This window comes from Paenibacillus maysiensis (assembly GCF_000520815.1).
GTDB lineage: Bacteria > Bacillota > Bacilli > Paenibacillales > Paenibacillaceae > Paenibacillus > Paenibacillus maysiensis.
The window spans coordinates 1-21,317 of record NZ_ASRY01000021.1 but is presented as its reverse complement, the minus strand read 5'-3'; the positions used below and the strand labels follow the sequence as shown (position 1 = coordinate 21,317).

Genomic DNA, 21,317 nt, shown 5'->3' with positions numbered 1-21,317 from the left:
TTGTCAGGTTATGATCTTAATTGCGTCTTATATAGAATGAAAAGAATTGGGAAGGTCACTTTGTTCGTCATGTTTATTTCAACAAATTACTTAGCTAACTATTGACTTTGAGTAAATAGATTGTTATTCTTTTCACAAAGATAAGTTATTTTTTTCACAAAGCAAAGGGAGGCCATATCTATGTTAACTACGTTCAAAGCTACTGCCACAAAATTGCCAGAAGGTTTGCAGGTTGAGGCTCAATCCAGAGGTTTTAAAATCTTGATGGATGAACCCCAAGATTTAGGTGGAACAGATAAAGGGATGAATCCGGTCGAAGCGCTTCTGTGTGCGCTGGGAGCATGTCAGTCCATCGTTGCTGCTGCTTTTGCGGATGCGTATAACTTTTCGTATGAAGAGTTGCATGTTGAGCTTGAAGGGGATTTGGACCCGGATGGGTTCATGGGGCTGGCAGATGTAAGAAGCGGTTTCCAGGAAATTCGTTTTGTAATGCACTTTAAAACGACCGAAAGTCAAGAAAAAACAGAAGCTTTTGCGGCATTCATTGAGAAGACCTGCCCGGTTGGAGACTGCTTGGCGAACGGGGTTAAACTGGTGCAATCCGGTGTAGTCAGACACTAAACTATTCGCTAAAAGCGGCGCGGCTTAGCCCTTTTTAGTAGTGAAGGAGCTTGAACATCATGGAAATTAAAATGTCAATGATTGCTGGGGGAAAAAGGGAAAGCAGGAACAATTAATGTGCAGCTAGGTAGAAGACACCGTTGCATTATCTGAGCCGCAGGCTGCTGCAATGGAACAGCCAGTCATAGCTAAGAAAGTTGAGCTATTGATTATTGGAGCAGGACCAGGCGGGTATGTGTCCGCGATTTATGCAGCCAAAAAGGGGATTAAGGTTACATTAGTTGAAAAGGAAGAATTGGGCGGTACCTGTTTAAATGTAGGTTGTATTCCAACCAAATCACTGGTTAAATCTTCTGAAGTTTGTCACCATGTCAAACAATCGTCTTTGTTTGGCATTCACACGGGAACGGACCTTCAAGTCGATATGAAGCAGATTATTCGTCGTAAAGATGAAATCAAGGAAAAATTAATTTCCGGGATTGACTACTTGATGGAGAAGAATGACATTGAAGTTATCTCGCGGGCAAGCATCTTTCTTATCCTCAAATGAAGTGAGTGTAAAAGGGCAGAACCACTACCATATGCTGTTGGACGTGAGCCTAACTTGGAGGGTTTGGAGGTTGAACGAGCCGGAATTCAGCTCAATGAACGTGGGCGAGGCATTGCCGTGAACGAACATATGCGTACAAACGTCGAACATATCTATGCGATAGGCGATGTTACGAATATTATGCAGCTTGCCCATGTCGCCTCGCATCAAGGCATTACAGCCATCGATGGGATATTAGGCGAATCGGGAGGCATGCACTATACGGCAATCCCTAACGTGATTTTCACTTCACCTGAAATAGCCAGTGTAGGTCTATTAGAGGATGAATGTAAACAGCAGGGGATGGATTACAGCGTGAGCAAGGTTTCCTTTGCCAGCAATGGTAAGGCGTTAACAATGAATGAACCGGAAGGTTTTATTAAATTGATTAGGGATAATCGCTCACAAAAAATAGTTGGAGGGTCGATTATTGGTCCCGATGCGTCTTCCCTGATCAGTACCTTAACGCTTGCGATTGCCAATGAGCTAACGGAGCAACAAATCACGCACACCGTGTTTGCTCACCCGACTACGGGAGAAGTGATTCATGAAGCTGCATTCGGCCTTAGCATTGGGGCACTCCATCAAGCGTAAAACACGCTGATGTAGCCATACCATTTCACAAAAAGTGAAATGTTTGCTATCATACTGCGAATAGAGGAGAAATACACGGAGATAAAACTGTTGGGATTGGTTGGTGTGTCTATTGTTTAATATAGAGGATTGCCTTGCTTTTGTTACAAACCGTAGTGGGAAAGTCTTTGCGGAAGCATTGGAGAAAGAGTTTCGCCCCTACCACATCACCAGGAGTCAATGGATCGCTATGTATTACATCTATATTCATAAATCCATTACCCAGAGAGAACTAGCAGAAAAAATGTCGATTAAAGAACCGAGCGTAGTCCGTTTGCTTCAAAAACTGGAATTCGATGGGCTTTTATATCGCTCCGCTACTAATACAGATAAACGAGTCAAGCAGTTAGAATTGTCCGATAAGGGCGTAAAGGTATGTCTCGATTTAATGCCAATTGCCGAAAAGTTCAAAAATGATACAATCGCAGGTATCTCCAAGGACGATCTTGAGACATTCAAACATGTGTTGAGTATTATGGTTGAAAATACAACAAAATAGCGAAAATGTTCTGACTTCGTTTTTGTAATGACGGATTGTAATATGAAGTGCGACACCTGCTGGAAATAAATAAAAAAGGGCCCATGGCCTGTAGCATCAAATGAATTTGACAGGCTTCCAAATCTTTGTTAGAGTTTCATCAACTACGTATAACCTTTTCATGGGATGTTACCGTTAGGGCATAACCTGAACCGGCTTGTTTACACTACGCGTGTATCCTGGCCAGTTTGGGTTTTTTTATTTCTCCAAACCCTTTCGGCTTTCCCTTCATCACACATTTGAAAGGAGAACGTTTATGTCCAGCTTTATTTTTCCGAAAGACTTTTTATGGGGTGGTGCTCTTGCTGCCAATCAGGCCGAGGGAGCTTATCTGGAAGACGGCAAAGGATTGAGTCTGGTGGATCTGCTGCCTACTGGCGAGAAAAGAAGAAGCATCATGAAGGGGAATGTTCCCTCGCTCACTCCGCTCGAAGGCGAATTCTATCCTTCCCACGAAGCGATTGATTTTTACCATCGCTATCGCGAGGATATTGCGCTATTTGCAGAAATGGGTTTCAAGGCGCTGCGTGTTTCCATTGCCTGGGCCCGTATTTTCCCAACGGGAGAAGATGCTGCACCGAATGAAGCCGGGTTACAATTTTACGATGATCTGTTCGACGAATTGCTTAAACATGGCATCCAGCCAGTGGTTACGCTCGCTCATTTTGACGTACCGGTAAATCTGATTGCTAAGTACGGAAGCTGGCGAAGCCGGAAACTGGTAAGCCTGTTTGAAACATATGCAAAAACGGTATTCGCCCGTTACAAGCATAAAGTAAAATACTGGATGACGTTCAATGAAATTAACATGCTGCTCCATTTGCCGTTTATTGGCGCCGGGCTTGTTTTCCAGGAAGGTGAAAACGTCAAACAAATTCAGTATCAGGCTGCACATCACCAGCTTGTTGCAAGTGCACTGGCTGTCAAAGCGTGCCATGAGATCATTCCAGACGCCAAGATTGGCTGTATGCTCGCTGCGGGCAGCTTCTATCCGTATACATGTAATCCCGAAGATGTTTATCAGGGAATGGAAAAAGACCGCGAGTCCTACTTCTTTATCGACGTGCAGTCACGCGGTGAATATCCAGGTTATGCGAAGCGCTTCTTCAAGGATCATGGGTTAACCATCGAGATGGAACCGGACGACGCGGATATTTTGAAGCATCATACCGTCGATTATATCGGTTTCAGTTACTATTCCAGCCGAACCACCAGCACAGACCCGGAAGTTATCAAAAACATGACGAGCGGCAATGTGTTCGGCTCCGTAGCCAACCCTTATCTGGACAAGTCCGAATGGGGCTGGACGATTGATCCGAAAGGGTTCCGTATCACGGCAAACCAATTGCACGACCGTTATCAGAAGCCTCTGTTTGTAGTGGAAAACGGCTTTGGTGCCAACGACGAGGTTTCTCCTGAAGGAGAAGTCAATGACGATTACCGGATCGACTATTTGAAGCGGCATATTGCTGAAATGGGCGAGGCTCTTCAGGACGGGGTGGAGATTATCGGTTATACAAGCTGGGGCCCTATTGATATTGTCAGCGCCTCCTCGGGAGAGATGAGAAAACGCTACGGATATATTTACGTGGACCGGGACAACGAAGGCAACGGCTCGCTGAACCGGATAAAAAAGAAGAGCTTCCACTGGTACAAAAACGTAATTCATTCCGATGGCGAGAATCTGGGCGAGTAAGAATCTCATAAGAAAATAGATCGGACATCCCGGTTGTAAAGGGGATTTCCGGTCTCTGTTTCTTGATTGAAAGCGTTGACAATCTCTTGTCTTCGGGCTATACTTGACGCAATTCCATCATTTTTAGGATTGTTACTGGTTATGCAGGCAAAACCTAAGCCACGAATAAGCGGATTTTACAGTCTTGTTTATTTGTTGAGCTTCGGTTTTTTTGTTTGCCATAAACAGGGAATAGGAGTGGCTCTTGCTGGCATATGGGGGGATTTATTAGATGAAAATAGCAAAGGTCATCAACAACAATGTAATCAGTGTCTACCAGACGGACGGTACAGAGCTCGTGGTGATGGGCCGCGGGATTGCTTTTAAGAAAAAGCCCGGAGATAAAGTAGACGAAACCAGAATTCAGAAAGTATTTGCCCTGAAAAACAAGCAGACGTCCGACAACTTCAAAATGCTACTGCGTGAGGTTCCATTGGAACTGATTGTGATTGTGGAAGAAATCATTAATGACGCCAAGCACAATTTGAATAAAAAGCTGAACGAAAATATTTATGTTTCCTTGACCGACCATATCAATTTTGCCGTTGAAAGATATCGGGAAGGATTGGAGATCAAAAACGCGTTATTGTGGGAAATCAAGCAGTTGTACAAAGAAGAATTCGCGATTGGTCTGAAAACGCTGGAACAAATCAAACAAAAGCTCGATATTGAACTGCCTGTGGACGAAGCGGCTTTTATCGCGATTCACATCGTGAATGCCGAAATGAACGAAGAAGTTATCACCACGATGAGTATTACGAAATTTATGCAGCAAATTATCAATATTGCGAAATATCATTTTAAGGTCGATTTTGACGAGGACTCTCTGAGTTATTTCCGCTTTATTACACATCTGAAATTTTTCGCCCAGCGAGTGTTTAAGGGGAATCACTATGAAAACAACTACGATCATTTGTATGACATGATTAAGGAAAAGCACAGAGACGCGGCAGCTTGCACGGAGAAAATCGGAGCTTTTGTGGAAAAAGAATACAACCACGAATTGACGAACGAAGAAAAGCTGTATCTGACCGTGCATATTGAGCGGGTGGTTAACAGATAAGCTGAACTTTCCTGCAAACAGGATAGAGAATATATGGGTAAATATTTTTATTGACAGATATGGTTTATTAATTATATTATGAGAACAACAGGAATTTAATAAAGCTTTAACTGGGATTGTTACTGGTTATGCAGGCAAAACCTAAGTCATGAAAAATTGCGGGACAAAAAGCGCCCACCATTTTTCAAGGCTTAGGTTTTTTGTGCGCCTAAATACGTAAAATGCCCATTAGAACATGGAGGTGTCTAGCATGAGTTATGAAAAATTGGCTAAGGAAATCGTTCATTTGGTAGGCGGCGAAACAAATGTGGTATCACTCGTTCATTGCGCCACCCGCTTGCGTTTTGTGCTAAAGGACGAGGCGAAAGCGGATAAAGAAAAACTGGAAAAAACTGATGGAATCATCACGGTTAAGCAGAGCGGTGGCCAGTTTCAGGTCGTAGTCGGCAATAAAGTGCCGGAAGTATACAGTGCAATCAGCAAGGTATCCAACATTTTGGACGAATCCAAGAAAGATGAAAAACCTGCTAAAGCCAACAAAGGCTTCGGTGCCATTATAGACGTTGTTTCCAGCATTTTTGCACCGCTACTCGGAGTTATGGCTGGAGCCGGTATTCTGAAAGGCCTGCTGCTGATTGCCAGCAACGCTGGATGGCTGACACCGAAGGACACGACCTACATTATTTTGCTGGCCGCTGCTGACAGTCTGTTTTATTTTCTCCCGCTCTTGTTAGCGGTTACAACAGCCCGAAAATTTGAAGGTAACATCTTCGTCGCCCTGACCATTGCCGGAGGTTTGCTTTACCCGTCCATCGTCACGTTGAAAACTGAAGGTACACCTACTGACTTTTTCGGTATTCCAATTGTCATGATGAGTTATTCGTCTACGGTTATTCCCATTATTATTGCTATCATTGTCATGAGCAAGCTAGAAAAATGGTGTAATCGGTTGATCCATGAAAGCGTCAAAAATTTTATTACGCCATTGATCCTGCTCGTGATTATGCTTCCTCTGACCTTGATCGTATTCGGTCCATTCGGGGTCTACGTGGGCAACGGCATCGCAACTGGACTCATTGCCGCGTTCGGCTTCAGCCCGTTGTTGGCTGGCGCAATCATGGGTGCTTGCTGGCAAATTCTCGTTATTTTCGGCGTCCATTGGGGTCTCGTACCTGTATTCATTAATAACATTGCTGTGAACGGAAGAGACGGAATCAAGCCTTCCGCTGCGGCTTCCATCTTCGCCCAAACCGGTGCTGCGTTTGGTGTCATGCTTAAAACCAAAAATAAAAAGTTGAAGACCTTGGCGGGTTCCGCTACGCTTACCGCTTTGTTCGGTATCACAGAACCAGCCGTCTATGGAGTCACGCTTCCGCTGAAACGTCCATTTATTGCAGGTATTATCGGTGGCGCTATCGGTGGAGCAATTATTGGCCAAGCGGGAACGCAAGCATTTGCTTCCGGTGCGCCGGGACTGCTGACCTTGCCCATCTTCTATGGCCCCGGCGGACAAGGCTTTCCGGGACTGATTTTAGGAATTACGGTATCGTTTCTGGTTTCGGCCATTCTGACTTATATTTTAGGATTTGAAGATCCGGTCGAAGTAGAAGAAGAACCCAAAAATTCGGCTAAAGAACCAGTTCGTACAACAGATGTTTCTAACGAAGAGGTATTTAGTCCGATTGAAGGAACCGTTGTCGCTCTCTCGGAAGTTCCCGATCCCGCATTTGCGTCGGAAGCTATGGGTAAAGGCCTCGCCATCGAACCGACATCAGGCAGAGTTGTAGCCCCGTTCGACGGGACGATTACCGTGGCGTTCAAGAAAAAACATGCGCTTGCAGTTGTTTCGCCCAAAGGCGCAGAAATTCTGATTCATGTCGGAGTAGACACGGTTAGGCTCGACGGTAAACATTTTACCTCCCACATCAAAGAAGGCGATCAGGTAAAAGCAGGGGACTTGCTGCTCGAATTTGACGTTGAGCAGATCAGGACAGCAGGCTATCCTACGATTACGCCGATTATCGTTACGAATTCTTCCGATTATACAGATATCCTTCCAACCACCCAAGGACAGGTAAGGGTGCAGGAACCGCTCTTAAAACTGTTCGGCGGTACCAATGAGAAAGAGGGCATTGCCTGAATGACATAAGAAAAAGCTCTAAGGTCCACCTTATCGGTATTTCTGGGCTTTGGTTCAAGTGCATATAAGAAGATGGACATGTAAGATCAAAGGTGGCTCCAAGGGAGTCATCTTTTTTCGTTATCTTGCCTTTACATTCCAAGAGGGGTACATATGTTCACTGTTTGGTTTATAATTTAGACATAGATATGTGGGAGGCCACATCGCAAATGAGAGGTGAATGTAATGAAGAAATCCGAGTTGCCCATCACTGACGAGAAGTGGAGAGCTATTGTGGAGAACGACAAGTCTTATGATGGTGAATTTTTTTATGCTGTGAAGACAACGGGAATATTTTGTCGCCCCTCCTGCAAATCCCGTCCTCCCAAAAGAGAAAACATCCGCGTATTCAAAAAAGCAGAACAGGCTTTAGCGGAGCATTTTCGACCATGCAAAAGGTGTAAACCGACAGGACAAAAATTGCCTGATCATGAATGGATTGCACTGGTTACAGAGTATGTGGATTCTAATTATAAGGAAAATTTAACGCTGCATCTGCTTGCAGAGATGAGTCATGGGAGCCCGTACCATTTACATCGTACCTTCAAGCGGGTCATGGATATAACTCCGATGGAATATATACAGCAAACCAGATTGGAGCATGCCAAGCAACAGCTAATGGACTCGGATAAGTCCGTTGCGGAAGTGGGGGAGAGCGTAGGTCTGTCCAATACCCCTTACTTTATTACGTTATTTAAAAAGAATACAGGCTACACCCCTTTGCAATATCGCCACCTTAAATCAGAAAAATTACAAAGTGGAGGTATACATTATGTTAACCCAAATCCCTAAAACAATCTATTGGTCATTATTAACCCACGAGGATTGGAATTTATATATTGCAGCTACATCGGATGGATTATGTTACGTAGGCTCACCCGATAAACCTTTAGAGGAATTGGCTTCGTGGGCAGGGAGTCGATTTCCCGGCAGTCCATTAGTTGAAGATGATAAGGTTTTACAGTCCTATGCTACAGAGCTTATTGAATACTTTCAAGGGAAGCGCACAGGTTTTACCGTTCCTTTTGACTTTCGGGGGACTGCGTTTCAAATGGCGGTCTGGAACGCACTGTGTGACATTCCGTATGGAGAGACACAATCCTACTCAGACATTGCGAACGCGATTCAGAAGCCTACATCTGTTCGTGCGGTGGGAGCTGCAATCGGTGCTAACCCGATTCTGGTCACCGTCCCATGCCATCGGGTTATCGGCAAAAATGGCGCTTTAACCGGATATCGCGGTGGTTTGGATATGAAGGTAAAGCTTTTACAGCTTGAAAGAGGTTAACAATGAAAGCACATCATACGCAAGCGACCATCGCTCCGATACTTCCAAGCAGCGAGCAATTTGCGGACAAGCTTTTGCCACTGGTCAACCGTGTCTGTATTGATGATTATTTTATGGGAGACGGCAGTGGAGGAAGGCGTACACGAAGCTTAAATATCGGTGCGCTTTACGAGCCGTTAGGGCTGGAGGCTTGGTATCATCCGGCTGCCTACAAGGCAGTCTACGAACAGTTTCGTAACGTTTTTCCTGAAGAACAGCTTTATGTAAGCCGTGAAGGATTTGAGCCCTGATTTTGGTGTAGACTGCATTCAAATGGAATGTGGTGGAACTGCATAAGGGTTGCAGAGGAGGAAGCGGAGTGTGCAAACCGTGATCACGAAAAATTTTGACTATGGAGAGAAGGAAATCAACTATCTGAAAAGCGTGGACACTGTACTTGGTACAGCAATGACGCAAATGGGGAAGGTCGAACGAGTGATTATTCCCGATCTGTTCGCCGCGCTTGTTCATGCGATTGTGGGACAGCTTATTTCTGCGAAGGCGGTTCAAACGATATGGGCAAGAATGCAGGAGAAGCTGGGTGTGATGACATCGGAAAATATAGCGCCCCAGTCGGTTGAAGTTATTCAGAGCTGTGGTATCACGATGAAAAAGGCGGCTTGTATCCTGAATATAGCCCAAACCATAGAGCAGGGCTTGTTGGATTTGCAGGAACTATATGAGCTCTCCGATACACAAGTAATTCAAAAATTGTCCTCGCTGCATGGGATAGGTCCGTGGACGGCTGAAATGATGCTGATTAATTCCATGGAACGTCCGGATGTCGTCAGTTGGGGCGATATAGCTATTCGACGGGGGATGATGAAGCTGTACAATTTGGATACACTGACCAAGCAGCAATTTGAGGAGTACCGCCGAGTCTATACGCCCTATGGTTCTGTGGCCTCTATTTATTTGTGGAGCATTTCATTTCGTTAAGAATCAGGGAGTGGAAACTATGGAGAAAACAATTAGAGAACAAATACTGTCATATGTTGATGCGGATTTTCAGAAATTCACGGCTGCACTGCTTCCGACGATTAATAATGTGCTGGGTGTACGTCTGCCAGTGCTGCGTAAGCTGGCACAGGATATTGCCAAAGGAGATTGGCGTCTCTACCTTGAAACCGCTGAAAGTGAACATTTCGAGGAAGTAATGCTGCAAGGCATGGTGATTGGCTATGTGAAAGCGGATATAGAGGAAGTTTTGGGCTACGTCGCCAGGTTTGTTCCTAAAATTGATAACTGGTCGGTTTGCGACAGCTTCTGCGCCGGATTAAAATGTACGAAAAATCATAAGGAACGAGTATGGAACTTTATCCAGCCGTATCTGTCATCCAGAAAAGAATATGAAATTCGGTTTGGAGTGGTTATGCTTCTGAATTTTTATATTGAGGAAGAGTATATCATCCGGGTACTGCAATGGCTGGATCAAACCCACCGTGAGGATTATTATGTACAAATGGCGGTCGCATGGACGATATCCATCTGTTATATCAAGTTGCCTGAGATTACGATGAGTTACTTAAAAAACAATACACTGGATGATTTTACCTTCAACAAAGCTCTGCAAAAAATCACGGAATCATACCAGGTGGATCAGACAACGAAAACAATCATTCGCAGTATGAAGCGAACAAGAAAATAGTGTTGTTTTATTTCTTATTATGCTTATTTGATTTTAAGTATATTATATTTGCTTTTTTTGGAATCTAATATTAAAATGGAAGTAACTTTCGAAAAGGAGATGACGTGAATTGGCAGAGCAAGTGCGTATTGGCAAAACAGATCTATATGTAAAACCAATCGGTTTGGGTGCAAATAAGGTGGGAGGACATAATCTTTTTTCCGGTTTGAATGATGAAACGGGCAAAGAAGTTGTTCGCACAGCTTTGGATAACGGCGTCAATTTTCTGGATACGGCTTTTATTTATGGACCTGAGCACTCAGAGCGATTGATCGGTGAGGTGCTGAAGGAGCGCGGCAAACGTGAGGAAGCTGTCATTGCGACCAAGGGGGCACACAAATTTGTGAATGGAGAGGTTGTTGTTGACAACTCGCCTGCTTTTTTACGTGAATCCGTCGAATCCAGTCTGAAAAGATTGCAGACCGATTATATTGATCTGTTCTATATCCATTTCCCGGATGAAGCTACGCCGAAGGCAGAGGCTGTCGGAGAATTGAAGAAGCTCAAGGACGAAGGCAAAATTAAGGCCATTGGCGTATCTAACTTTTCCATTGAACAACTTAAGGATGCGAATAGTGACGGCTATGTAGATGTGCTTCAATCCCATTATAATTTGCTCCAACGGGAAGCTGAGAAGGAACTGCTGCCTTATACCAAGGCTAATGGCATTTCGTTTGTGCCTTATTTCCCGCTGGCTTCCGGATTGCTGGGCGGTAAGTATACGAAAGACACAACCTTCACGGATAACAGAGAGAAAAGTCCATTGTTTCAGGGAGAAGCATTTGCTCGTATTTTGGACAAAGTGGAGCAGGTACGGGAGATTGCCAATGCGTTGAATGCAGAGGTCGCTCATGTTGTGCTCGCATGGTATTTGACCCGCGATTCGATTGATGCCCTCATTCCAGGGGCGAAGGGGCCGGAGCAGGTGCTAGCGAATCTGAAAACGCTGGATGTTAAGCTGAGTCAGGCAGATATTGAAAAGATTGACCGTATTTTTAAATAATTTTCAAATAATCTTAAGAATCACATCGGAAATTATATATTTTTAGCACACCAAAAGGAGCTGCCGGACGGGCAGCTTCTTTTTCGTGTACCCGCCGCATATCCTTGTAGGGTAAGCTCATTGCTGCGGAGGGATCGGGATGAAGAGAAGACCGCATTGGCACAGCAGGCCTAACAGAAGGCGACATGGAAGACACAGAGTATGGCTCATTGTGGGGCTGATACTGCTGGTAGGAATCGTACAGGTTGCCTCTTATGTAGAGCAGCATTTGAAGCCGCCTATGATGCATTTGGCAAAAGTGCGGGTCAAGCAAATGGCGACGGAGGCCATTAATTCAGCGATTACTGCGCAGGTAGAGCAGGGCGAGACCGCTGATAAACTGATCGAATGGAGAACGGATGCGCAAGGGAAAACCTCCGGCTTTGTTCTGAATTATGCGGAGCATATGAGAATTACTTCGGATACGCTCAAGGCAGTCAAGGCAACGATGGACAGCATGAGCCATTTTGATGAGAGCGTTCCGATCGGTCAGGCATTGGGTAGTCCACTGCTGGCTGCTTATGGCCCGAAGGTTCCACTCAAGGTGGAGCCGCATGGAGCTATCAAGGTAGATTTAAATACACGCCAGCAGGATGCGGGCATCAACATGGTTTTGGTGGAAGTGTATATTCGGATTACGACGGAGGTGTCCGTCGTGATTCCTTTTGAAATGCAGCCTCAGGTTGTGGAGACGGAAATTCCGGTGTCTTATTTGCTCGTGGTGGGCAATGTCCCGATGTATTACTATGATAATCAAGGTAAGCCTGTTGGTAAAAATGGAGCTGTCGCCCCCAATTTGGCACTTCCACCCCATTCGACAGAGACAGGTGGTGCTGCGGATTCCGGCATAGAGAGTGTTCCACAAATGCAGGAAGATGAACCCACCACTTCATCCCCAACGCCATAAGCGAAGGCAAGTGGAATGTGAGAGGGCTTGATTGTTGTATATGCAAAGCAAAAGGGACCTTATGTGGAGGTCCCTTTTGCTTTGCTGGTTTTGAGCGCTTTGAGCTCCGTTTGTTCCCATTGTCTTAATAACGGATATGGGTCAAAGGACCAGTCCGTCCAACCGCTGTCCTGGTATATGCCATAGTGTAGATGTGGCGGGAATTTGCCTTGGGTACCGGGCTTGCCGTAACCCGAGCTACCGACCCAGCCGATAATCTGACCTGGCGTGACAATGTCCCCATTGTGAACGGTCTTGTCAAAGCCGGAGAGGTGCGCATAGTAGTGATAGCGATTGTTGAGATCCCGAATCCCGATTCGCCATCCACCGAAAGGATTCCAGCCTTTCATTTCGACTACGCCATAGCAGGTACTTCGAACTGGAACACCATAGCCGGCAAACAGGTCTGTTCCTTCATGAATGCGGTAACCGCCCCAGCTCCGACGACTGCCCCAAGTGCTGCGATAGCTATAAATGCTGCCCAAGGGAAGCGGGAAGGCTTGTTTGCCAAGCTCCAGCTTTCCATAGGTCCGATACAGTTTGGCAAACTGCTGCACTCTTTGAACCGCGCGGCTGTTGTGGTAATATTCCCATACTGCAATGGAAAATTCATCCTGGGTGATCCCATATTTACCGAGATAAGAGGCCATGCTGAACAGCAAGTCCCTGTCATTATCGCGGTCGGCAATTCCGTCACCCGAGCCGTCCTGTCCCAGCCCGGAAAAAAAAGAAATGGAACGTGGATACCGGTCCTCGGGATCAGGATTCATCAAACCGGACCAGACGGGGCCTGTGACAAAGATACCTGTGACTCGCTCCCCATGCTTGCGATCCTTGGGATGTGCAATCGTAAGCGTGCGTTCATACTGGTCGATAGCGGCCAGCCTGTACCACGGAATCCCTGTCAGGGCTTCGACGGAACGATATAGAGCAAGCCTTGATCTATACAGTGATGACTGGGAATTTGGAGTAGCACCATGTGCTGTCTGGATGCTTTGGGATGAGGCTTCTAAAGGTTTAGCCAAGGCCTGAGCAGGAAGCGGACAGGCCATTGTCAGTGTAGTGGCGCACAACAGCAGCGGCAACAGGCGCATAGCGCGAACTGTACGTTTAGGGTAAGGCACGTGAACCGACCTCCTCAAGAGGGGGCTTGACAGCCCCCGTAGATACAGGCCCGCATCCAACGGCATCGGTACGGGCGCTTTGGTTTAGGTTGAGCCATATCCGTCGCTTTTATCCATCTAAGGAGTTTACTTTTCCGGCATCAAAGTCATATCAAAAAGGGAACAATGAATGGAGGTTTTTCCATGGCTTTCATGTTATAATGTATGGCAATGACAGTTCAAGCTTATCAGAAAGAAGGTCTATACCATTGTCTAGAAAAGTGAAGGAAGCCAAGCCCGACTGGATTCGTATTAAACTCACGACAGATAATAACTATCAGGAAATCAAGAGCATGATGCGTTCCAAGACATTACACACCGTATGTGAGGAGGCGCGATGCCCTAATATATATGAATGCTGGGCCAACAGGACAGCTACATTTATGATTTTGGGTGATATTTGTACGCGTGCGTGTCGTTTTTGCGCAGTGAATACGGGAATGCCTACGGAACTGGACTTACAGGAACCTGAGCGCGTCGCGGAAGCGGCTGAAAACATGAATTTGAAACACTGTGTCGTAACCAGTGTGGCCCGTGATGATTTGAAGGATGGGGGAGCCACTATATTTGCAGAAACAGTGCGTGCGATTCGCCGCCGTTTGCCTTTTTGCAGCGTAGAAGTGTTGATTCCCGATTTTATGGGCGATATCGAATCGCTGCGTATTGTCATGGATGCCAAACCAGATATTTTGAATCATAATATTGAAACGGTGGAGCGGACGTCCGATAAAGTTCGGGCCAAGGCCAAATACCGTCGCTCTCTGGAGCTTCTTCAACGTGCGAAGCAATTAAATCCGTCCATCCCTACCAAATCCAGTATTATGCTGGGTGTCGGAGAAGAGTGGGACGAGATCTTACAAACCATGGATGATCTGCGTAAAGTCGATTGCGATATTATGACAATTGGACAATATTTGCAGCCATCCGAGAAACATTTATATGTGCAAAAATATTACCCACCGGAAGATTTTGCGAAGTTAAAGGAAGAGGGATTACAACGGGGGTTCAGCCACGTCGAATCCGGTCCGTTGGTCCGCAGCTCCTACCAAGCGCATGAGCAGGTGAAGTCTGCCGCTCAGCATAAGGAAGAAGGCGCCCTTTCGCAGGCTTGATCCGGGAAAGGCGGTCAGATTAGCTTGTTTCATATCGGTGGTAAAAACTATGAAGTGTTGCAGGATCACAAGAACGGGTGGAATCCCGAAGCTTTTCGTGACCGGTATAGTGAAGTGCTGGAGCGCTATGATTATATTATTGGTGATTGGGGTTACAACCAGCTACGTCTAAAGGGCTTTTATCGTGACGGGCATCCCAAGGCCAATAAGGATACATCCATAGCGGTACTGGACGATTACATTAATGAATATTGTAATTTCGGTTGTGCTTATTTTGTGCTGCTTAAGAGCCGCGAAGTGATCAGCAAGATTGAAAACAATGATGAATCCGTTACGCCGGATAATCAACAGTTGGAAGAACCTCAAGCGGAACCAACGGAAACGGCTGAAGCCGGTGAGCCGCAAGAAGTGTTGCAACGCGCAGACGGAGAAGAACGGGAATGGACAGAGCCACAGCGCGAGTCGAGGGAAGCCGAGGAGCCGCGAGTGGAGCAGCCGCGTGAAGCTCAGGAAATTCAGGAGCTGCAACGACCGGAACCAAGGGAATTCCAGGAACCACGTGAGCGACAGCCAAGGGAATTCCGTGAAAACCGTCCGTCCAGAGAAGGACGTGAAGGGAATCGGCAGCGTGAGCCACGGGAAGCACGTGATTCGCGCCCGCCGAGAGAACCGCGTGAGGCGAAGGACGGGCGAATTTCCGGTGAAGGACAGCAAGCCCGGGAACCACGGAAACAGCGCAATCAGCAAGGGAATTTCGATAAAAAGGAATCCCGTGGCCCACGCTATGAGCGTCAACCGAAGGAAAACCGGGAGGGACGGCAAGTCCGTGTCTCACGTGATTCCGGAGGTCAGCGTCAGGCGCAGCCTGCTGCCAAAGCCGAAAGAGCTGAGGGAAGCAAAAAGAATAAAACATTCACAGCTCCACAACAAAACGGTTCCTGAATTTCAGGAGCCGTTTTTATTTTTGGCAAAAGGATCAACCATGGATAAGTTGGCCCTATTATACAAAAAAAGAGCCAAGGTTGGCTCTTTTGCATGTTCTAGTGCTTTTCAGTTCTATGTGTATTCCAAAGCGCTTGCCTAATTGAGAAAAGCATTGCGTACCCGATCCCAAAATGGAAAGGGACGATAACGAGCAAAGCTGATTTTGTGACTGGAAACCTGGCAACGAACAGAAATCAAATCATCCACAGGGAAGTTCAGATGATCTACCGTCAGCAGAAGACGCTGATCTTTTCTCGAAAAAATATCACAATGATGGTGTTTGGGTAGCAACAATGGCGATCCAACTGTCCGATACACCCGGTTGTTAATGGAGGCAATCTCAGTTAATTGCAACGCTTCAATGCTGGGGTGAACCATAGCTCCGCCGAGTGCTTTGTTATAGGCAGTCGTGCCTGAAGGGGTAGAAACGCATATACCGTCTCCACGGAACATTTCGAACGTGACATCGTTAATATCCACTTGCGCAACGACCGTGCCATCTACCCCTTTTAACGTAAATTCATTCAACGCAATAAAAGAAGCATTTCCCGACTTCTTGTGAATCTCCAGCTCGATCAATGGATACTTGACGATTCTCGGTTTAAGCGGTCCCTCAGATCCGCTTTGGCTCATCAGGTGGATTAGCTCCTCCAGCTCGTCCGCACGCCAATCGGCATAAAAGCCCAGATGACCGGTATGTACACCAACAAAGGCTATATCCGAAAGTCGGTCGATGAAGGTATGAAACGCATGCAGCATGGTACCGTCGCCTCCTATAGACACGACGATTTCCGGCGATTCGGCATCCAGCTTGAAATTCTTTTCTTGGGCAAGACGGTGAAACTGCTGACTCAAGTCCATGGAGTGCTGATCCCCGCGATCCAGAACATAATATCTCAAGATGAAAAGCTCCTTTGTCATGGGTATATACCGATCATAATCAATTATGAGCAAGAACACAAACGTTCATTGCCTGGACGCTCTCCTCAGACGTGCGAATAAGCGGCTAGTGCCTGCACTCAACCAAGAGAGACAGAGCATGGCTATCAGCAGGCAAGTGAGGAATAGCAGGCTTTGCCACAACACAGTGGATGAGAAGCCGGGAGACCAGGTGATATCGTGTATCGGAGAAAAGACTGGCGAGCTTCCCTGTCCCATGAGCGGACGCCATAGCACGAGAGCCAGCAGAGCAGAGATGATGCCGTGCGCAGCGCGGGCTAGCAAAAAAGGCAGGTACCGGAGATTCGTTGTATTCAAAATACTCGCGACCTGCGCATGAACCGATAGTCCGCCCCAGGAGAGAACAAAGGCTGCTGCGGCTACCTTGAATGGCAAAGCTGCTCCTGTGGCTTCACCAGCGGCTTGTGCCCCTAGAGTGACTTCGAAGATACCGCCTACAATGGAATCTGTTAACGTAGGAGGAAGGCCGCAGGCGGACAATAAGCTTGCTGTAAGCAGGCGAAGCCCGCTCATTAAACCGGAGTTCGTTAAAGCTTCCAGAATGACGCAGAAGAATACAACCAGTCCTCCTACGACAATAATAAGACGGAGGGAGGAAGCAATAGCTTGACGCAGCAGCTCGCCAAATGGACGGCCATCTTCCAGGCGCGCTGTATGCATGGCATATATCGCTTGGCGCAGTCGTCCGCGTTGCTGCACAGAGGACGTGTCTGACTTGGCATTTGGAGCGACAGTGAGGGATGTAGGTGTAGGCTGCCCGGTGTGGCCTGCTGGGGTTGTAGCAGACTGGGGACGCTTGCCGTGAGTAACAGCGTTCCCCGAACGGGAGCCGTGGAAGCGCATGAGCAGGCCGATGATCAGCACGCCACCATAATGGGCAGCACCCAGCACGGCTGCAATTTCAGGCTGATGGAAGAACCCGACGGAAACGGCACCGATCAGGAATATCGGATCAGAGGAGGTTGTAAAGGCGACCAGCCGTTCCCCTTCGATGCGGGTGATCCATTTTTGCTCCCACAGCTTGGCCGTTAATTTGGCTCCAATGGGGTAACCGGACGCACAGCTGACCGCAGCGACAAAACCCCCACAGCCAGGTACACGGAATAGGGGCTGCATGAGCGGGTCCAGCAGCGCACCTATAAAATGGACGATGCCAAAACCGAGCAGCAGCTCGGAAATAACGAAAAACGGGAATAAGGACGGGAAAAGCACGTCCCACCAAATGGCCAGACCACGAAGTCCAGCATTTAGAGAAGATTGCGGGTGCGCCGCCATAAGTATAAATAGGAATAGCAGCATAAGAATGAGCAAAGGGAGCGAGTAACGGCGGTACAGCGGCATAGAGGCCCCTCCTTTGGAGTTCTACTACTATTCCTATGACGAGGATGGACAAAGAGTACCAAAAAAAACAAGAAAGCGTTTGCATGGAGTGCTGTATTTTTGTATAGATTATGTTAAAATTAAAAAACAACGATCCATAACCTTAAGGATGGAGTGATCAGGATGAGCATCGTTGCCGGTCTACTCGTGTGTGCTTTTGTGTATGTCATTCGTGCCTCTCTCGTCCGTCCCGGTGAAGAGGATTGGCGGAGTTATTAGCTGTATTCGTAGATTGGCAGGCTGTTTGCAAGTCGTGCAAGCCTGTCCTCATACGTGAAATGATAAAATGACGCTTATTCTTAGCGTCATTTTTTGTTTTTTGTTATAATACGGGTGTATATTTATTACCATAGCACAGAAAGTTGGAGGAAAAAGTGAATCCTAGCCTGAGCATTTATGACAACCTTGGGGGTGCGGAAGGTGTTCGTGCTATTATTGAGGCCTTCTACCCGAGAGTTTATAAAGATCCGTTGTTAAGTCCCCTGTTTCCTAAAGACATGGAACCGGTAAAGGAAAAGCAGTATATGTTCCTGAGCCAGTTTTTTGGAGGACCGTCCCTTTTTTCTGATGCATATGGTCATCCGATGTTACGTGCCAGACATATGAAGTTTCCCGTAACGGAGGAGCGAGCAGAGGCATGGTTGTCTTGTATGGCAGGTGCGTTAACGGATACGGGCATTGAGGAGCCGCTTCGTTCAATCATACTTAACCGTTTGTCCGGTCCTGCGCATCATTTTGTAAATACCCCGTAAGCTTGCGGGGATTGCCGAATTTTGGAGAGGGTTGTAAAAACATTGGAACTTGAACCGTTATATCAGATCAAAATTGCTTGCCCGCATTGCGAAGAAGAATTTCAGACATCCCGTGTCAGACCAAGCCTAAAGAAGGCCATTCGTACGGATTCAGATTTTTGCGCGTACTACAAGAATGAAAATCCCGATTTTTATGTCGTACGGGTTTGTCCTCATTGCGGATTTACCTCGACAGAGCATTCAACCGTTCAGTTAAGCGATCAACAGTCGAAGCTGTTTAAGGACAAAATCGGTAATCGGTGGCAATCCCGCGAATATGACGGACATCGCAACTGGGAAGAGGCGTTGGAAACGTATAAGCTGGGTTTACTGTGTGCGCAGGTCATCGGGGAAAAGGAGCGGGTGATAGCCAGCCTGTTGCAGCATATCGCGTGGATGTACCGATACCAGGGGAATGAGGAGCAGGAGCTTCGGTTTCTCAAGTTTAGTCTGGACTCCTATATTCGGGTCTATGAGCTGGAGGGTGTCGGGGCGAATAATGCCAAGCTTCTCTATCTGATTGGAGAATTGCATCGACGTACAGGCAACTTTAACGAAGCGGTACGCTGGTTTTCACGTGTCATTAATGACAAGAAAATTATGGACGCAGCTATGATCCGGGCTTCCCGTGAACAATGGGCTGTGTTGAGAGAGCAAATGCTCGCTAAGAATATTCAGTTGCCGGAGGAAATGCAAGACGCAAGCTCCTCTTGAAGGAATAAAGGTGTGCACTATGGCCGGTTCAGGCTCATGGTTCACACCTTGTTTATCAACAACGGCTACCTGTCTCTAAATTGCCTCATGAATTAATGATGGCGCAGGGTGGTATCTGACAGCAAATAATCGTCATCACAATCTACCAAAGTAATCCTGCTGTGGCAGCATGGAAACACAAGCAGCTTTTTCATCCCTTCGTGTATGAGCTTAAGCTCTTTGGGCTTCAGGGGCAGCAGGACGTTCTCGTGGTCGCAAAACGGACAGGATTGTACATAAACGTCTCCCATGACAATGTCATAAGGCCAGGTTTTGTGAAAAGGAATCATGATTTGTCCGATTCACCGCCATTTGGGTCAGCGGTTTCTTCTTTGGCCAGTTCGGCCAGTTTTTGCATCAAAATATGCTGGGGTGTATGCATGAGATGTTCCAGCGGAATGCCGAGCTTTTTGGATAATTTCACAGCCGTTTCCGGCGAAATTTGTAAAGGTCTCATCCTGTATTCCTCCCAATTGTAGTGATTCTATCATGACGATGTAGCTTTATTGTATATGAAACCACATGAATTCGCCAAAAAGAAAGGTGGAACTGCTATGAAAACACCGTTGAAGCAAACATGGGATTTGGAATCCATATTTAGTGGGGGGTCTTCCTCTCCCTCATTTAAAGCATTTTTGGAGGAGTTGGAGAGCAAGGTTCAACAATTGCAGTCTCAGCTTAAATCAGCCAAAGTACCACAAACGGTATTGGATACCGAGCGTCTGGATAGTGTGCTGAATGCTATACAGGAGCTGTTTAACGGAGCATCGCAAGCCGGTTCTTTTGTTTCCTGTCTAACTGCCCAAAACCAACATGACAAGCAGGCTGTTGAACTGGGCGCACGCATAAATACGCTGTATGCACAGGGGAAAAGTACGTTGGTATCCTTCCAGAACTTGCTGGCACAAACGAGTGAAGACATTTGGCAGAAGTGGATGGACCGGGAAGCGATTAAGCCGATCTCTTTTGTCCTGAATGAATACCGGAACGAAGCTCGTGAAAAAATGGCACCTGAGCTGGAAAGTCTCGCATTGGATCTGGCTGTGGACGGCTACCATGGTTGGGGGGATTTTTATAACACGATTGTCAAAAATATGACTATCCCTGTTCCAGAGAATGGAGAAATCGTAAATCTGTCCGTAGGGCAGGCTGCCAACAAGCTGGATGAACCAGATCGTAGTGTGCGTCAAGAAGTGTTCACACGTTGGGAAGAAGCATGGACCAAGGTGGAGGACTATTGTGCGGATACGCTGAACCACCTAGCAGGCTTCCGCCTCAAGCTGTATGAAAACCGGGGTTGGACTGATGTGCTCAAGGAGCCGCTGGAAATCAGCCGTATGTCCGCACAGACGCTGGATACGATGTGGCAGGTTATTAATGAAACGAAGCCTGTACTGGTTAAATATCTGGAGCGGAAGGCGAAGCTGCTGGGCTTGGAGAAACTGTCCTGGCATGACGTTGAGGCCCCACTTGGAACATCTACTACTAAAATCTCGTACGACGATGCAGCCGTAACGATTGTTGAGCAATTCGGTAAATTCAGTCCAAGAATGGCTGATTTTGCTCAAATGGCTTTTGAGAAAAGCTGGATTGAAGCAGAGGATCGCCCGGGGAAACGTCCTGGTGGATTCTGTACTTCCCTTCGTCTTAGCAAAGAGACCCGTATTTTCATGACCTATGCCGGATCGCCTTCCAACGTTTCGACACTGGCCCATGAGCTTGGACACGGTTATCATCAGCATGTGATGAATGAATTGCATCCATTGAATCAAAATTATGCGATGAACGTAGCCGAGACGGCTTCGACGCTGGCA

23 protein-coding genes and 2 pseudogenes are annotated in these 21,317 nt (G+C 46.8%); 20 read left to right on the top strand and 5 right to left on the bottom strand.

Features of this window, described 5'->3' with window-relative positions:
• Nucleotides 1-180: 180 nt before the first annotated feature.
• From L696_RS0101490 to yunB, 15 genes and pseudogenes are all read left to right on the top strand, one after another.
• Entirely contained in the window at nt 181-621 is a 441-nt protein-coding gene (locus L696_RS0101490) for an OsmC family protein (protein WP_025682072.1), read from the top strand.
• Nucleotides 622-790: 169 nt separating this feature from the next.
• Entirely contained in the window at nt 791-1,171 is a 381-nt protein-coding gene (locus L696_RS31680) for an FAD-dependent oxidoreductase (protein ID WP_025682071.1), read from the top strand.
• A 42-nt stretch (nt 1,172-1,213) separates the two neighbouring features.
• A pseudogene (locus L696_RS32285) lies at nt 1,214-1,372 on the top strand (FAD-dependent oxidoreductase); the annotation flags it as partial.
• A complete protein-coding gene (locus L696_RS31675; RefSeq protein ID WP_342447928.1) occupies nt 1,352-1,804 on the top strand; it encodes a hypothetical protein in 453 nt (150 codons plus the stop codon). The pseudogene L696_RS32285 and the gene L696_RS31675, both read left to right, overlap by 21 nt.
• Before the next feature lie 112 nt (nt 1,805-1,916).
• Nucleotides 1,917-2,342, top strand: a complete 426-nt coding sequence (locus L696_RS0101475) for a MarR family winged helix-turn-helix transcriptional regulator (RefSeq protein ID WP_025682069.1) — start codon at nt 1,917-1,919, stop codon at nt 2,340-2,342.
• A gap of 295 nt (nt 2,343-2,637) precedes the next feature.
• Nucleotides 2,638-4,077, top strand: a complete 1,440-nt coding sequence (ascB, locus tag L696_RS0101470) for a 6-phospho-beta-glucosidase (RefSeq protein ID WP_025682068.1) — start codon at nt 2,638-2,640, stop codon at nt 4,075-4,077.
• Between the two features lie 271 nt (nt 4,078-4,348).
• Complete coding sequence (licT, locus tag L696_RS0101465) at nt 4,349-5,179, top strand: BglG family transcription antiterminator LicT (RefSeq protein ID WP_025682067.1); 831 nt, start codon at nt 4,349-4,351, stop codon at nt 5,177-5,179.
• 250 nt (nt 5,180-5,429) lie between these two features.
• The gene (locus tag L696_RS0101460; protein WP_025682066.1) at nt 5,430-7,319 is read left to right on the top strand and encodes a beta-glucoside-specific PTS transporter subunit IIABC; all 1,890 of its coding nucleotides are present in this window, start codon (nt 5,430-5,432) and stop codon (nt 7,317-7,319) included.
• Between the two features lie 225 nt (nt 7,320-7,544).
• Nucleotides 7,545-8,150, top strand: coding sequence for a bifunctional transcriptional activator/DNA repair enzyme AdaA (locus L696_RS0101455; protein ID WP_025682065.1), 606 nt, complete (start codon nt 7,545-7,547; stop codon nt 8,148-8,150).
• Entirely contained in the window at nt 8,131-8,646 is a 516-nt protein-coding gene (locus L696_RS0101450) for a methylated-DNA--[protein]-cysteine S-methyltransferase (RefSeq protein WP_025682064.1), read from the top strand. Before L696_RS0101455 ends, L696_RS0101450 begins: the two co-directional genes overlap by 20 nt.
• Before the next feature lie 17 nt (nt 8,647-8,663).
• Nucleotides 8,664-8,936, top strand: a pseudogene (locus L696_RS0101445) (radical SAM protein); the annotation flags it as partial.
• Nucleotides 8,937-9,006: 70 nt separating this feature from the next.
• The gene (locus L696_RS0101440) at nt 9,007-9,624 is read left to right on the top strand and encodes a DNA-3-methyladenine glycosylase family protein (RefSeq protein ID WP_025682062.1); all 618 of its coding nucleotides are present in this window, start codon (nt 9,007-9,009) and stop codon (nt 9,622-9,624) included.
• A gap of 19 nt (nt 9,625-9,643) precedes the next feature.
• Complete coding sequence (locus tag L696_RS0101435; RefSeq protein WP_025682061.1) at nt 9,644-10,333, top strand: DNA alkylation repair protein; 690 nt, start codon at nt 9,644-9,646, stop codon at nt 10,331-10,333.
• A gap of 109 nt (nt 10,334-10,442) precedes the next feature.
• Nucleotides 10,443-11,375 (top strand): aldo/keto reductase, encoded by a 933-nt coding sequence (locus L696_RS0101430; RefSeq protein WP_025682060.1) that lies wholly within the window; start codon nt 10,443-10,445, stop codon nt 11,373-11,375.
• Nucleotides 11,376-11,514: 139 nt separating this feature from the next.
• Nucleotides 11,515-12,321 carry a sporulation protein YunB gene (gene yunB / locus L696_RS0101425; RefSeq protein WP_025682059.1) on the top strand — a complete coding sequence of 269 codons (807 nt, stop codon included), beginning with the start codon at nt 11,515-11,517 and terminating at the stop codon, nt 12,319-12,321.
• A gap of 59 nt (nt 12,322-12,380) precedes the next feature.
• Here the strand turns inward: yunB and L696_RS0101420 are convergent, their stop codons facing one another.
• On the bottom strand, nt 12,381-13,484 hold the full coding sequence (locus L696_RS0101420; protein WP_025682058.1) for a M23 family metallopeptidase: 1,104 nt from the start codon (nt 13,482-13,484) through the stop codon (nt 12,381-12,383).
• Nucleotides 13,485-13,732: 248 nt separating this feature from the next.
• Between L696_RS0101420 and lipA the strand changes: the two genes are divergently transcribed.
• Both lipA and L696_RS0101410 read left to right on the top strand, forming a co-directional pair.
• The gene (gene lipA, locus L696_RS0101415; RefSeq protein ID WP_025682057.1) at nt 13,733-14,635 is read left to right on the top strand and encodes a lipoyl synthase; all 903 of its coding nucleotides are present in this window, start codon (nt 13,733-13,735) and stop codon (nt 14,633-14,635) included.
• A gap of 24 nt (nt 14,636-14,659) precedes the next feature.
• Entirely contained in the window at nt 14,660-15,577 is a 918-nt protein-coding gene (locus L696_RS0101410; protein WP_025682056.1) for a YutD family protein, read from the top strand.
• A gap of 138 nt (nt 15,578-15,715) precedes the next feature.
• Here L696_RS0101410 and L696_RS0101405 read toward each other — a convergent pair whose 3' ends face one another.
• Together L696_RS0101405 and ylbJ are read right to left on the bottom strand one after the other, a co-directional pair.
• A complete protein-coding gene (locus tag L696_RS0101405) occupies nt 15,716-16,519 on the bottom strand; it encodes an NAD kinase (protein WP_025682055.1) in 804 nt (267 codons plus the stop codon).
• A gap of 66 nt (nt 16,520-16,585) precedes the next feature.
• On the bottom strand, nt 16,586-17,920 hold the full coding sequence (gene ylbJ / locus L696_RS0101400; protein ID WP_025682054.1) for a sporulation integral membrane protein YlbJ: 1,335 nt from the start codon (nt 17,918-17,920) through the stop codon (nt 16,586-16,588).
• 413 nt (nt 17,921-18,333) lie between these two features.
• Here ylbJ and L696_RS0101395 point away from each other — a divergent pair, with 413 nt between their 5' ends.
• Both L696_RS0101395 and L696_RS0101390 read left to right on the top strand, forming a co-directional pair.
• Nucleotides 18,334-18,711, top strand: a complete 378-nt coding sequence (locus L696_RS0101395; RefSeq protein ID WP_023990208.1) for a globin domain-containing protein — start codon at nt 18,334-18,336, stop codon at nt 18,709-18,711.
• A 42-nt stretch (nt 18,712-18,753) separates the two neighbouring features.
• Nucleotides 18,754-19,464, top strand: coding sequence for a DUF2225 domain-containing protein (locus tag L696_RS0101390; protein ID WP_025682053.1), 711 nt, complete (start codon nt 18,754-18,756; stop codon nt 19,462-19,464).
• Nucleotides 19,465-19,556: 92 nt separating this feature from the next.
• On the opposite strand, the gene L696_RS31670 is transcribed toward L696_RS0101390, so the two are convergent.
• The gene (locus L696_RS31670) at nt 19,557-19,793 is read right to left on the bottom strand and encodes a hypothetical protein (RefSeq protein ID WP_025682052.1); all 237 of its coding nucleotides are present in this window, start codon (nt 19,791-19,793) and stop codon (nt 19,557-19,559) included.
• Nucleotides 19,790-19,960 (bottom strand): YycC family protein, encoded by a 171-nt coding sequence (locus tag L696_RS29080; protein ID WP_081750666.1) that lies wholly within the window; start codon nt 19,958-19,960, stop codon nt 19,790-19,792. Before L696_RS29080 ends, L696_RS31670 begins: the two co-directional genes overlap by 4 nt.
• Before the next feature lie 97 nt (nt 19,961-20,057).
• Between L696_RS29080 and L696_RS0101375 the strand changes: the two genes are divergently transcribed.
• On the top strand, nt 20,058-21,317 hold a 1,260-nt coding region (locus L696_RS0101375), incomplete at its 3' end, for a M3 family metallopeptidase (RefSeq protein ID WP_025682051.1).

What these genes read in the sequence shown, in the direction of transcription:
- L696_RS0101490 (WP_025682072.1), top strand. Translation starts at nt 181, where the DNA reads ATGTTAACTACGTTCAAAGCTACTGCCACAAAATTGCCAGAAGGTTTG.
- L696_RS31680 (WP_025682071.1), top strand. Translation starts at nt 791, where the DNA reads ATGGAACAGCCAGTCATAGCTAAGAAAGTTGAGCTATTGATTATTGGA.
- L696_RS31675 (WP_342447928.1), top strand. Translation starts at nt 1,352, where the DNA reads ATGCAGCTTGCCCATGTCGCCTCGCATCAAGGCATTACAGCCATCGAT.
- ascB (WP_025682068.1), top strand. Translation starts at nt 2,638, where the DNA reads ATGTCCAGCTTTATTTTTCCGAAAGACTTTTTATGGGGTGGTGCTCTT.
- licT (WP_025682067.1), top strand. Translation starts at nt 4,349, where the DNA reads ATGAAAATAGCAAAGGTCATCAACAACAATGTAATCAGTGTCTACCAG.
- L696_RS0101460 (WP_025682066.1), top strand. Translation starts at nt 5,430, where the DNA reads ATGAGTTATGAAAAATTGGCTAAGGAAATCGTTCATTTGGTAGGCGGC.
- L696_RS0101455 (WP_025682065.1), top strand. Translation starts at nt 7,545, where the DNA reads ATGAAGAAATCCGAGTTGCCCATCACTGACGAGAAGTGGAGAGCTATT.
- L696_RS0101450 (WP_025682064.1), top strand. Translation starts at nt 8,131, where the DNA reads ATGTTAACCCAAATCCCTAAAACAATCTATTGGTCATTATTAACCCAC.
- L696_RS0101435 (WP_025682061.1), top strand. Translation starts at nt 9,644, where the DNA reads ATGGAGAAAACAATTAGAGAACAAATACTGTCATATGTTGATGCGGAT.
- yunB (WP_025682059.1), top strand. Translation starts at nt 11,515, where the DNA reads ATGAAGAGAAGACCGCATTGGCACAGCAGGCCTAACAGAAGGCGACAT.
- ylbJ (WP_025682054.1), bottom strand. Translation starts at nt 17,920, where the DNA reads ATGCCGCTGTACCGCCGTTACTCGCTCCCTTTGCTCATTCTTATGCTG.
- L696_RS31670 (WP_025682052.1), bottom strand. Translation starts at nt 19,793, where the DNA reads ATGATTCCTTTTCACAAAACCTGGCCTTATGACATTGTCATGGGAGAC.
- L696_RS29080 (WP_081750666.1), bottom strand. Translation starts at nt 19,960, where the DNA reads ATGAGACCTTTACAAATTTCGCCGGAAACGGCTGTGAAATTATCCAAA.